Genomic DNA, 12386 nt, shown 5'->3' with positions numbered 1-12386 from the left:
CCCCGCTCAAGCCGGCGGCAGCGCCAGATAGGGTTCGATCAGCCCCCGGCCCAGCAGCGACCAACCGTCGACCGCGACAAACAGGGCCAACTTGATCGGTATCGCAATCGCGATCGGACTCATCATCATCATGCCGAGCGCAAGAAGCACACTCGATACCACCATGTCGACGACGACGAAAGGCAGGTAGATCAGAAATCCGATGCGGAACGCGTCCTTGATTTCCGACAAGGCGTAGGCGGGCAGCAGCGCAAACAGCGACGGCTCGCCCGCGTGCGACGCGGACCCATACGCGTCGGCGCGCGCCTCGCTGCCGCGCGCGTCGCCATTGCCGCTTTCTTCGCCACTTTCTTCGCGATTTTCCTCGCGATCTCCCTCGCCGTCGCCACCGACCTCTCCATCCCGCGGCGCCCCCCCTGACCATCGGCCGTCGCGCATCTCGATGCGCAAGCGCGCCCGTTGCGCACGCTCGAAAAACGCGATCATGTCTGGACTGGCCTGCCGCTTCAGAAACGCGCGGTAGGCGCCGAGTCCGTCGGTGAAGAAGTCGTCGACCGCGGCGGCATCGCGCGGATCGATCGTGTGCGTCTGCAAGTAGCGGTAGGTTTGCTGCCCGATCGGCATCATCACAAAAAGCGAGAGCGCCAGCGCCACGCTGTGCAACACCATATTGCTCGGAGCCTGCTGCACGCCGAGGGCATTGCGCACAATCACCAGCACGATGGAAATCTTCAGGAAACACGTGCCCGACGCGATGATGATCGGCAGCAGCGTGGCGAGCGACACCGCAACGATCAACGACAACGGAGAATCAACCGTCATCCGCCAGCACCCGACGATACATGCAACGCGTCGATCTCCACGGCCAAGCCATCTTCCAACCGCACCAAGCGACCGTGGGCCACCCGAGTGCCGTCAATGCGGATGTCGACGCGGGACAGGCAGCCTTGCCGAAGCGGCAAGGTGGCTCCCGTCTCCAGCTGCGCCAGCTCGCCGAACGACAATGTCAGTTCATCGAGCACGAACGTCGCCTGGACGGGCACGTCCTGAATTGCAGGAGTCGATGCGGTGAGCGCGGTTGGAACGATGGCCGGCGCCGCGGCCGCGGTGTGCGACGCCGTACTGCGAGGCGGCGGCCGGTCTGCGCCGGGAGGGAGATCGCTTGGCCACCCGTCGTCGCCATGCGCTGCACGGTCGGGCGAGCCACCCCACATCGAGCCGTCGCCACTGTGGCAATCGTCACGCGCCATCGCTTCCGCAGGGCTTTCGTCGGCAAGGGGCCTCGGCGCCTCTTCCCATTGACCGTGCGGCATTGCCGGCAGCGCTTCGTCATCCCATGATTCGGTCAGTGCGATATTGCGTTCCATCACTTTCACTCTAAAAAGGCCGTGCGCAGCCGGGCCCGGGCCGCACTCAAGCCGCGCATCGACGCGCTCGATCACAAGCAGGTCGCCGATCGACATGCGTGTCAGCAACCTGGGGCGAACCGCACTGCGTCCAAGCACCACGCGCACCGGAACGCGGTGCCCCGCGATCCAACCCGGCACGCGCGTGTCGAGCCGCGCCGTAGGCGCGCGGGGAAAGGTCTCGAAGAACACCTCGTGCGGCTCGCTCGGGCCGCTGCGGTGTGCGACGGCAAGCTGCCACGCCGCGCCGTCGGCAACCGCTTCAACGCACAGCGGCGTCACCGATCGCCAGCCGCCCGCAGGTGCGGGCAAGAGGGCCGCCGTGACAGGTTTCGACACCGTCAGCGCAACCAGCACGTCCGAGTCGATGGCAGCCCAGTCGAGCGCGGGCAGGCCCGGAAAGTGGTGTGCCAACCAGAGCGGCAACGCGACGCGAGCGCGATGCGCGTCGTGGTCGGTGCGCGCGTCGACGACGACATGCGGGCCATCTGGCAACCGCGCGGGCCTGGCCTGCAGCCCCAGTCGGCGCAACGCCGCACAGTCGCGACGGACCGCAACGAGACGTGATTCAAGACAGGGGATATGAATCATCGGTGCGGGCACGGGCTCATCAGGCGGAGGTGCCTGTTCATCGGGCAGCGCCGCGCATCGCTGGGCGTGGTCGGTCGGCGTGCGGTCCATTCAATCGGCCCGCCGACTGACTGTTGCGCGCGGCACGGATCTGCCGACACGCGGGCGGAAACGACCGCCACGGCCGTCGTCCGTGACAGTCTCTTCCGCAGCCTCGGCGCTCGATCCTGACTGCTGTCCCCCGGCGCCACCGTCCCCGTCGAGCGCATCGCCGAGCGAGGCCAGCCGCGTGCCGGCCAGTTGACGCGTATTGCCTGCCAAGCCGCTCGCCGGTTCGAGCCGATAAGTGTCGGGCAACGCACTGGCATGGGCCTGCAGCGCGGCCGTCACGTGCGCGTCGCTGCCGGCAATCGACAGCACGAACCTCGCACCGCCTGCGGCCGGCGCTGCGCGCCGGACATGCAGCGCGACCGTTGGATGCGCTGGCCAGGACGCGAAGCGATACGCAATCACACCTGGCCCACCGCCTTGACATGCATGCTCGACCGTGCGCCGCATCGTGGTGGACAGCGCGCGGCGCGTGGGCCCGTTCCCGGCCAAACGGTTAGCGACACCCTTTTGAGTGGGAGGCGCTCCGCGATTGTCATTGAACGTAACCATGCCGGCCCAGCGATCTGCTTGATGCAGGTCGCGCGCGTTGCTGTCGTCTAAGCAAGACCGAGCATGGTCGCTACCACGCGTGTGATGCGTCGACGCTGCCCGTGCATCGCTCGGTACCACGGCAATCGCCGAACACGCGTCACCGCATGCAACACTCGCGTTGCATGACACGCCGCCGGCACGCTCGACGTCGGCGCGCCCGCGTGCGCGGTCGTCTTCGAGGGCGTCGGATGCGCTGGCCCGCGATGTTTGCACTCCGGCGCGCGGCGCGTGCATCGAACCGACCTCGCCCGCAGCTGCGATTGCTGCGGCCTGCCGTTGCGTCGTCACATCTCGCCCTGCTGCCGGCTCGCCGGCAAGCGACAGCCGCGCTGCCGACCGGCGCATGGCATGCGCCGACACGAGACCGCGACGCGCTCCGCTCCGCTCGCGAGCGCTCGCCTTTGTCGACGACAACCCGAATCCGCCTGGCGCGTCTTCGCTGCGCATCCGCGCGCTGCCATTCACCCGGGCCGGCATGCCACGGTGCGCCGATTCGTGCGCCGACCCACGCGACGATGCGCCCGACCAGTCCTGCGTCGCTCGCGGCGCGCGGCCAGCAGAGACGCCCAAGCCGCCGGCGGCAGGGACTTGCGCATCGTCGCGCTCAGCATCCCCGCTCGCTTGCGCGTCGCCGCGTCGGCAGTCTTCGGCGTCACCGACCGGATCGCGCGCCGCGGCCCGCCCTACGCAATACGACAGCCAGGCACGGTAATCCGGCGTTGCCGCCGCCGTCTCCGCTGCGCGCGCGCGGGCCTCCTCGGCGATACGCATCAATGCAGAGCGGCGCACCGCCAATGGCCGACCAGTCGCCGGGCCCGTATCCGCCTCGTCGAGGCGCCCGTCGCGCATCGGCGCACTCACGCTATCGGCGTTGATCATCTGCCTGCCTCTCCATCGATCGGTTCTCGGTCCGCCGCGCCCCGCGCTGGCGCGCAGCACTGGCACGCCGCAACGTTTCTCCGTGCTTCGCTTCGCTGCGGCGCAGCGCCTGCGTGGCGCGCGCGATCGACTCCATGTGGGCCGCAATCGCATCTCTTATCTGTTCGCGCTCAATCTGCAGCGCGACTCGCTCGGCCAGCCGCGCCGTTTCCTCCGCGCGCAGCGCGAACAGGTCGCGGCGGCGCATGGCCCCGCAAAGATGGGTCGCGTCGATCTTCGCGTCCAGCGCTGCCAACATTTCGTCGAGCGCGCGCAACGCGTCCTCCAAGGCCCGCCCTTCGAGCACCTTGGCGGACAACGCGCGGCGCGCGGCGCGCAGGCGCTCATCGCGTAATTTCAGCAATTGCTCAATCCTGGCCAACGAGTGCCCCCATTCTTGCCACCGTTTGCGCCATCGCACTGCTCTCTGCCAGCCCCTGCCGCAGGAACGTATCGAGCTCACCACGCGCGGCGAGCATCGCGTCGACTTCCGCGTTCTGCCCTTCGCGGTATTCGCCAAGTTCGATGTACAAGCGCCACTCCTTGTACAGGGCCAGCATCGCGCGCATACGGCTCGCCGCCTGTACGTGCGCCGGCGAGGCAACCGCATTGAACACGCGGCTGACGCTACGCAGCACGTCGATCGCCGGAAAGTGGCCCTTGCCGGCCAGTTCGCGGCTCAGGAGCACGTGGCCGTCGAGCAGCGAGCGGATCTCGTCACCGACGGGGTCGCTCTCGTCTTCCGATTCGATGAGCACCGTGTAGAACGCCGTGACACTGCCACGGCGGGTCGCGCCCGGTCTTTCGAGCAGCCGCGGCAGCCGTTCGAAGACGCTGGCCGGATAGCCGGCGCGTGCCACCGGTTCGCCTGCCGACAATGCCACGTCGCGCAGCGCGCGTACATGACGCGTGATCGAATCGACGAACAGCAGCACATCGGCGCCGCTGTCGCGCAACCATTCGGCGATTGCGGTCGCCACGGCCGCCGCGTTTGCGCGCAAAGCCGATGGCTGATCCGAAGTCGCATGGACGAGCACGGTCCGCCCGCCGCGCGGGCTCGCCCGCAGCGCCGCGATGCATTCGCTCAGCTCGCGGCCGCGCTCGCCAACCAGTGCGACGACAGACACATCGGCTTGGCCGTGGCGCAGCAGCATTTGCATCAGCATCGACTTGCCCGCACCCGCCGCGCCGAAGATGCCGATCCGCTGTCCGACGCCGCATGTCAGCACGCCGTCGATCACCCTTATACCGGTATGGAACGGCACATCGACCGGCAAGCGCGCCTCTGGCCCAGGGGGCTCGCATTCGAGCGGCCAGGTCGCCGCGGCGGACGCAAAGCCGGGCAGACTTTCGTCGACCGGCGACAGACGACCCACGACACGGCCTTCGCCATCGATCACCGCGCCCAGCAGGTGGCTGCCCACCGTGACGTGCGCGGTGCGTCCGGTCGGCATCACCAGCGCGGCCCGCGTCAGACCATCTACCGCGCCGAGCAGGCTCAACGTCGCGCCTTCGGCGCTCAAGGCCTGCACCCGCGCCCGCGCCAGCGCTCGCGCGTCTCCGAGCGCGGCGCGTACCATGCACGACTCGCCGACCGCCACGCCGTCCAACGGCGCTTCGATGGTGGTGCCGCGGATACGCGACGGATGCGCGCCATAGTCGCCCAGCCCCGCCAGCCCGCTCCGCTGCGTGGCGGTGCCGAACACCCGTCGTCCACTCATTTCGCCAGAATGTCGACGACCGCGCACAGGTCAGCGTAGAAGTTCTCCAGCGCTTCGGCGAACGCCTCCTCGTTTTGCAGCGCGGTCGCCGTCAATGCCGCATGCAATATCAAGCGCCCCTCGAGTATCGACAGCACTGGCCGGCGTTCAACGAACAGCGCGCTGTTCAACGGCAGCAGATAGGCGAACAGGTCGGCCGACACCGCGAGCACGGCCTCTTCGCCGATGTCGCGCATTTCGCTCCACAACAGACAATATTGATCCCGCGTCTCGATCAGGATGTCCGGCACCGCATTCAACGAAATGCAGATCGGCGAGTGGGCGTCCAGGTCGTCGCCGATCGCATGATCGCAGCCCATGAACCGCAAGGCGGCCTTTACCAGCTCAGGTAAGTCAATGTTCAATCGCTTCTCCTTTTGTTGCACTGCGTCGATCGTTCATACGGTACAAACCACGTTGACTTGACCGGCGTCGCCGATCTCGCCGAGCGAGAGCACGTCCAGGGCTTCCAGGCGCGGCTCGATCAATGCGCGCGCAAAGCGGCGGATGTCGACTGACGTGATCAGCACGACCTCGGCCGCTTGAAACCCGCTCTGCTCGACGGCGGTCTCCACGGCGTCGAGTAGTTGCGCGGCTTCGTTCGGATCGAGATTCAGGAAAGTGCCGCCCGCCGTTTGCCGGATGCCCTTACGCACGATGTCCTCCGTTTCTCCGGAAAAGACGATGGCGTTCAGCATCCCGTCGGACGTGTAGCGGTGCGCGATGTAGCGGGCCAGCGCGCCGCGCACGTGCTCGACCAAGGTAAGCACGTCCTTCTCGCGCGCGCCCCATTGCGCCAGGGTTTCGAGGACCAGCTTGTGGTGTTTGATCGGCACCTGCTCCCGCATCAGCCGCTGGAGTACTTCGGCGATCCGTTGCACCGGCATGTGCCGCATGGTTTCCTTGACGAGATCGGGATACTGTCGTTCCGTGCGATCGAGCAGCGCCTTGGTTTCCTGGATACCGAACAACTCGCCGATGTGTCGCGCCACGACGCCGCACAGGTCTCGATAAAGCACCTCGTCCGCGCGCCGCAGCGATACGCCTAGCTCGCGCAGACGTTCGCCCTGCGCGTCGTTGACCCAGATCGACGCACCGCCCGACGGCTCATCGACGATCCGCAGCGGAATGTCCAGGCCGCGTACCATGTCGACCGCGCCCAACACCCGTCGACAGCCGAATGCAACCGCGGACCAGCCGGCCGGTACCTCGTGGATTGCAAGCTCGGCCCGATCGGCCTCGATGTGCGGGGATGGTTGACACGCGAACGGTGGCAGCGACACGCCAAGCTCGTCCGTCAGACGGGCGTGCCAGCGTTCCACCCTTGCCGGCCAGTCCTCCGCGGCGAAGACGCTTGCCGGGAGCCGCACCACAACCGGCGCCGGACCAGGCTGATCCGCCGGATCGAGAGCGCGGCGCGGCGCGGCGCCGGCGTGCGCTCCCGACGCCTGGTCCGGGCGGTTTGGGTCGCCGCGCGGCGTGCGTCGGCGATGCCACAGCCACAGCAGTGGCAGCGCGATGGTCCAGAACACCGGCAACGGAAAACCGGGCACCAGGCCCATCCCGAGCGCCACGCCCGCCGTCGCCAGCAGCCCGGGCCGACTGGCGAACACCTCTTCGACGATGCTGCGCCCGAGGGTCACGCCTTTGTCGCTGACCCGCGTCACCACGAAACCGGCCGCCATCGCAATCAGCAGCGCCGGAATCTGTGCGACCAGGCCGTCACCGATCGACAACAGGGTGTAACGATGCAGTGCATCCGCCATTCGCATGCCCTGCTGCCCGACACCGACACCGACGCCGCCCGCGAGATTCACCACGATGACGATCATGCTGGCAATGGCGTCGCCCTTGACGAACTTCATCGCGCCGTCGAATGAGCCGTAGAGCTGGCTTTCGCGTTCCAGCGAGGCGCGCCGTCGCACCGCCGTCTCCATGTCGATCGTGCCTGCGCGAAGATCCGCGTCGATGCTCATCTGCTTGCCCGGCATCGCGTCCAGCGAGAAACGCGCCCCCACCTCGGCGACCCGTTCCGCGCCCTTGGTGATCACGATGAACTGCACCACCGTGACAATCATGAAGATGACGAATCCGACCAGTACGTTTTCGCCGATCACGAAGCGCCCGAAGGTCTCGATGATGTGGCCGCCCCGTCCTTCCAGCAGGATCAGTCGACTGGTGCTGACCGACAGGGACAGGCGAAACAGCGTGGTTACCAGCAGGACCGCGGGGAACGCGGAAAAACCGAGGATCTCCACGATGTAGAAGGCGCTCATGAAGATCAGCACCGCCGTCACGATATTGAGACCGACCAGCAGATCCAGTACGTGCGCCGGCAACGGCACAACCAGCATGGTGACGATGGCCAGCATCATTGCCAGCACCGCCAGTTCCGGGTTACGACCGAATGCGCCGAGCCACTGGCGCGCCGTGCCGGACGCGACCGCGCGTCCGGCAGCGGCGGGACCCAGGCGGGGTCGAGACGGGTTCAGCATGCACGGCACTCCGCACGGCTTTCGCAGCGGTGCAGTTCATCCAACCGGGCGCGCACCGCATCGATCAACATCTGACGACCTTCAGGCGTTTCGTACGCATCGTGTGGCATGCGCTCGAAGCCGCATGCGAGCCGCTGCGTCAACGCCGCCTGCGTGCGCGCCGACGCGTCCGGCAAACGCCTGCCCAACAAGATGCCAACGTGGTCGGCCACCACTGCTGGCGAGCCGATGCCGCGCGTCGCGACGCCGAGCAGGTCCGCGTCGCTCAAACGGTCGAGGCCGGGTAGAACGCGAGCGCCGCGGCTCACGAACGAGACAAAGCCGGTCACTGCTTCACTCAACAACCGCAGCCGACGCAAACGCCGCAACAGCGGCGAAAACGCCTCGACATGCCCGCACGCCGGGTCCTGTGCGTGCTGGTCCGCGTTGAACGCAGCCATCAGGAAGTCGATGATCCAGGTCAGATGGCGGAGCGGGTGGCGCGCTGCAAGATCGCCGAGCAGCGAAAGCGGACTCGCCTCGGATAGCAGGAAGTCGCGGTACATGGCTCGCAGCGTGTGCCCGTCGAGTGCGGGCGCTGGTGCCCGCGCCGCCATGCGCCGCGCCACGCCCGACACATTGACGCCAGCGTACAACCGCGTGCGAGCGGCCGCCTCCGAACACGCCGCGACCAATGACGCGATCGCGGAATCGACCAATTGCGCCGCTCCCGACGAAGCGTCGAAGTACGCAGCCCGTGTCACGCCAATGCCTTCGCCGCCATCGCCATCGCCATCGCCATCGACAGCGACACCGTCATCGTCGCCGTCGCCGTCGCGGACATCGACACGACTGAAATCGGACATGTGATCGGGCTGCAGCGGTGCCGCGTCGGCCTGCCCGTCGTCGTGTTCCGGTCGGGATGCGTCATCGGCACAGCAATGGGCATGCAGCGCCTGCAACGCGAGCAGTGCGTCGCTTTCGTCGGCGAACAGCCGGCGCGCGCGGCGCACCAGCGTAACCGGTGTCATCGGGCCAGCGTGCAGCGCTTTTGCCAGCGCCTCGAACTTGACCTCGACCTCGCTGTCGAGGATTTGCTCGAGTTCCGGCAGGCCGGCGCGCCGCGCGCCGGCCGTCAGTCGTCGGGGCTTGAGCAGCGCGGCCGCCAATCTCGCTCGTGCCTCGATGCCTTCGCTCGCGGCGTTGGCCTCAAGCAACGCCGCATCGTCCATCGCCTCCGCAGGCGGGCCGTCTCCCACATCCGCTTCGGGGCGCCACTCGACGGTCGGCCGCGCGTCGCGATGGCGCGCGCCGGGCGCCGCCGGCGGCGGCACGACGGGCGCGGTCCCGATAACGCCAAGCGTGGTGGTCACATGAACTCCTTGAGCAAGTGCACCGTGTCGCGCAGACGCGCGTTGCGTTCCACGGCGCCTGTCTCGAAAGGCTGCCCGTCGGACCAGCTTGCGCCGGCGTCGAGCACGCGGGGCTCGATCAGGAACAGACGCGCGACCTCGTGACGTTGCTTCGAGACGCTGCGGAACAGCCGCCCTAGCCACGGGATCGACGACAGCCCGGGAATCGACGAAGCACGGTCGTCCGTCAGCGACAGCGTGCTGCCACCGATCAACAGGCTTTTCCCACGCGGTACCCGCGCCACCGTACTCAACCGGGTCCGATACACCACCGGCAGGCTCATGTCGGAACCGACTGCCAGGCTGTTCGGCGTCGCGCTGCCATCCTCGACCCCGACAGCCATCTCGATCTCGTCGGCCTCTGTCGACAAACGGGACTGGACGTTGATCATCGTGCCGAAGGTGATGCTGTCCAGGCTGACCGCGCGCTCGCCCTGCAGCCGGGTATAGAACGTCTCGCTGCGGTCGAACATGGCCGGCTGATTCTCCTGCGTCAGCAGGATGGGCCGCGACACCACCGTGGCATCGTCGGTCTGCATCAACGCGTGAACCCGTGCAAGAAAGCTCGTGCCATCCAGCGTGCTGGCCAGCAGGCCGTCATCGTTGAAGCGGACTTGTGCGCCCCCCAGGCGCGCCGCGCCGGACCAGTCCACGCCCAGCCGATCGAACGATGACTTCTTGACGTCGATGATCCAAAGCGACAATTGCAGCTGTCGCTTCTGCACATCGAGACGGCGCACCAGGGACTCGATTTCCGGCAGGCGCTCCGCCGGACCGAACAGCACGATGCTGTTGGTTTCCGGGTGCGCGACGACTCGCACGCCCTGCGCGTCAGTCGACACCGTGAAACCCGTTGCCCCGCCCTCGCGTCCGAGATCGGCGCCGGCCGGCGCGTTCGCACGGGCGTCCGGAGCCGCCGACACCGGCTCGGCCATGGGCATCGGCGGCACCGATGCCTGCCGCAGCAACTGCGTCGCGCCACGCTCGCCCCGCCACTCCTGCGCGCCAGCCCGCGCGTCGTTGCCGGCCCGAGCCGCGGCGTCGGCGCCGGGCGGGACAGCGCCTGCCGCGGCATGCCACGTCGGCAGCGGCGCGCCGTCGCGCAACAGCGGCCGTGCCGCGGTCGCATTGGCCTCTCCAAGAAGGCGCTGCAACATGGTCACCATTCCTGGCACCTTTACCGACGTGCCGCGCATGTCGATGTCGCGATCCACGACGAACGCATGCTGCAGCGGCACCACACGCACGGCCCAGCCGCCGCCGGTCGGGGTACGCGCCGCGTCGAGATAACGCGATGCCGCCTCCACCAACTCGACATAGATCGGCACGCCCGATACATAGAAGACGCGGGCCGCGTCGTCGCCGCGCAGCCCAAAGCGACGGTCAAGCAGACCGCTGCCCGCCAGGAACCTTCTCACGTCGCCGAGTGTCACTTGCCGGGTGCGGATCACGGCATTGCGCGTCTCGTTCGCGTCATACACATAACGTGCGCTGCCGTCGTCATAGGTGAGCAGCGCCAGGCGATCGGCAAGCTGGCGCAGCAGCGCATCGGGCTTCGACAGATCGAAGGTGCCGCTGATCCGGCGGCGCTGTACCGCCGCGCTCGCGACAATCGGCTTGCGCAGCGCGCCGCTCACCGCGTTGAGCAGTTCCTTCATTGAAACGTCGCGTGCCACGAAGCCGGTCGCATCCGGCGCGGGCGCCTCCTCGCCTGCGTCGACGGAAGCGCGCTCCGGGGCGAGCGGTGCCGCCACCCCTTCGGCCCGCGCCTGCATCGCTGGCTGCGCGACGAGGCAGGCAACCAGCACCCGGACAACCGTTGCCCTGGAACGCCGCCGGGCAACGCGCGTGTCCGCAACCCCGCGCCTCTCAATCGATCTGTCGCCCGCCCTGCGTGGTGCCACTGCAGCCACCGGCTCACGCATGGCCGAGTTGCCGGGCGCTGGCAAGTCTGAGTTGCGTAGGCGAGCCGCCGAAGAATTCTCGGATTTCGCGGGACAGATGCGATGGCGTGGCGTAGCCGCCTCGCATCGCGATATGCGTCATCGTCCCTCGGCCATTGACAATCTCGAATAGCGCGTTGACCGCGCGCCAACGCCGCAGTTCCGTCTTCAGGCTGCGTCCGAGCATCGTGCGACACAGCCGCCGGAAGTGCGTCTCGGAAAGTCCGTAGCGTTCGCCCAGCATGCGGGTCGAAGCCGCGCCAATGCCCTGCTGCAGCAGGAAACCCATCAGCTTGTAGGCCTCCTCGCGACGAAAAAAGTCGAACAGCGCGGACTGACGTATATCGCGCTCGAGTTGTCCTCGGATCAGCCAGCGCTCGAACTGTCGGAAGTTCGTTGCGTCGGCCGCGCATACCACGAATGCCGGACGACCGACTGCGGTCCAGCGCGTCGGCGGCGGCATGTCGCGCGGCAGCGCACGGTCGGCGCCACCCACACCGGCGCCGTCCGGTTGAGCGCTCGCGTCGTGCGTGGTCGGGAAACCGCCGAGCGGCGGCCGCTGCGTCGGCACTGGCGCATGCTCGGCGCTGGCGCCGTCCAGGCAGGCGAGCAGCGCACATGCTTTGCGCAGCGGCAGACGGCGCAGACGCCACATCTGGTCGTCGCAGCGCAACTTCAACGGCTTCGCGCAGCCCAACACCACGCCGCTCGCCTCGTTGCATACCGCAACGTCGGTCGTCTCGCCGCTTTGGCGCCAGAGGGAAAGCGTCGCGCTTTCGGCAGCCGGCTTGACCAGCCACAGCGAGGCGCCCTCCAGTTCAACAGTGGCGGCGCGGCGCACCACGCGCCAGTCAGGACGGTCATAGGGGCGGCTTGGCTGGGCGCTCTGGCTCATTGTCATCGAATAGTGAGACCACGTGGAGGGAGACAGTGCCACCGCTCTCGACTCCGACATCGGTGTTACCCGGGACGTCAAGTTGCGGCAGCAATGATGGGTTATGAGCTGGCTTCATCTCCCACGTAAACTCTCTCGCACTACTTATCAATTGGTCAAGGACGACAACGTGTCGCTTCATCGATCTTAAAAATGTTTCAATTGCGCGTTCGATAGTCGGTCGCAATTGGAGACGCCAAATCACCTGCGGATCACGCACGATTCATTCACTTGCCGACGTCAGTCCATACAATGCCTCGCTATATC

10 protein-coding genes are annotated in these 12386 nt (G+C 67.4%); all 10 read right to left on the bottom strand.

The window, feature by feature from the left end:
- Positions 1-6: 6 nt before the first annotated feature.
- A complete protein-coding gene (locus tag BLU54_RS01130) occupies positions 7-822 on the bottom strand; it encodes an EscR/YscR/HrcR family type III secretion system export apparatus protein (RefSeq protein WP_091903717.1) in 816 nt (271 codons plus the stop codon).
- Positions 819-1997, bottom strand: a complete 1179-nt coding sequence (locus BLU54_RS01125; RefSeq protein ID WP_170844968.1) for a FliM/FliN family flagellar motor switch protein — start codon at positions 1995-1997, stop codon at positions 819-821. The genes BLU54_RS01130 and BLU54_RS01125 overlap by 4 nt, the downstream gene beginning before the upstream one ends.
- A 90-nt stretch (positions 1998-2087) precedes the next feature.
- Positions 2088-2396 (bottom strand): hypothetical protein, encoded by a 309-nt coding sequence (locus tag BLU54_RS23055; RefSeq protein WP_139169384.1) that lies wholly within the window; start codon positions 2394-2396, stop codon positions 2088-2090.
- Between the two features lie 1144 nt (positions 2397-3540).
- Positions 3541-3873 carry a hypothetical protein gene (locus tag BLU54_RS01115; RefSeq protein ID WP_139169382.1) on the bottom strand — a complete coding sequence of 111 codons (333 nt, stop codon included), beginning with the start codon at positions 3871-3873 and terminating at the stop codon, positions 3541-3543.
- 91 nt (positions 3874-3964) lie between these two features.
- Complete coding sequence (locus BLU54_RS01110) at positions 3965-5317, bottom strand: FliI/YscN family ATPase (protein WP_091903708.1); 1353 nt, start codon at positions 5315-5317, stop codon at positions 3965-3967.
- Positions 5314-5721 carry an InvB/SpaK family type III secretion system chaperone gene (locus BLU54_RS01105; RefSeq protein ID WP_139169380.1) on the bottom strand — a complete coding sequence of 136 codons (408 nt, stop codon included), beginning with the start codon at positions 5719-5721 and terminating at the stop codon, positions 5314-5316. The genes BLU54_RS01110 and BLU54_RS01105 overlap by 4 nt, the downstream gene beginning before the upstream one ends.
- 33 nt (positions 5722-5754) lie before the next feature.
- Positions 5755-7851 carry an EscV/YscV/HrcV family type III secretion system export apparatus protein gene (locus tag BLU54_RS01100; RefSeq protein WP_091903703.1) on the bottom strand — a complete coding sequence of 699 codons (2097 nt, stop codon included), beginning with the start codon at positions 7849-7851 and terminating at the stop codon, positions 5755-5757.
- Positions 7845-9203 carry an HrpJ domain-containing protein gene (locus BLU54_RS01095; protein ID WP_091903701.1) on the bottom strand — a complete coding sequence of 453 codons (1359 nt, stop codon included), beginning with the start codon at positions 9201-9203 and terminating at the stop codon, positions 7845-7847. The genes BLU54_RS01100 and BLU54_RS01095 overlap by 7 nt, the downstream gene beginning before the upstream one ends.
- Positions 9200-11050: a type III secretion system outer membrane ring subunit SctC gene (sctC, locus tag BLU54_RS01090; protein WP_170844967.1), complete on the bottom strand. Its 1851-nt coding sequence runs from the start codon at positions 11048-11050 to the stop codon at positions 9200-9202. The genes BLU54_RS01095 and sctC overlap by 4 nt, the downstream gene beginning before the upstream one ends.
- Positions 11051-11159: 109 nt before the next feature.
- Positions 11160-12080: a helix-turn-helix domain-containing protein gene (locus BLU54_RS01085; protein ID WP_170844966.1), complete on the bottom strand. Its 921-nt coding sequence runs from the start codon at positions 12078-12080 to the stop codon at positions 11160-11162.
- Between the last annotated feature and the right edge of the window lie 306 nt (positions 12081-12386).

The sequence above is a fragment of the Chitinasiproducens palmae genome, from assembly GCF_900095735.1.
GTDB lineage: Bacteria > Pseudomonadota > Gammaproteobacteria > Burkholderiales > Burkholderiaceae > Chitinasiproducens > Chitinasiproducens palmae.
Note: the sequence above shows the minus strand (reverse complement) of the source record. Positions and strands in the feature narration are given on the sequence as shown.

Excerpts from the sequence above, each read along its gene's own strand:
- BLU54_RS01125 (WP_170844968.1), bottom strand. The coding sequence starts at position 1,997 with ATGATTCATATCCCCTGTCTTGAATCACGTCTCGTTGCGGTCCGTCGC.
- BLU54_RS01130 (WP_091903717.1), bottom strand. The coding sequence starts at position 822 with ATGACGGTTGATTCTCCGTTGTCGTTGATCGTTGCGGTGTCGCTCGCC.
- BLU54_RS01085 (WP_170844966.1), bottom strand. The coding sequence starts at position 12,080 with ATGAGCCAGAGCGCCCAGCCAAGCCGCCCCTATGACCGTCCTGACTGG.
- BLU54_RS01110 (WP_091903708.1), bottom strand. The coding sequence starts at position 5,317 with ATGAGTGGACGACGGGTGTTCGGCACCGCCACGCAGCGGAGCGGGCTG.
- BLU54_RS01100 (WP_091903703.1), bottom strand. The coding sequence starts at position 7,851 with ATGCTGAACCCGTCTCGACCCCGCCTGGGTCCCGCCGCTGCCGGACGC.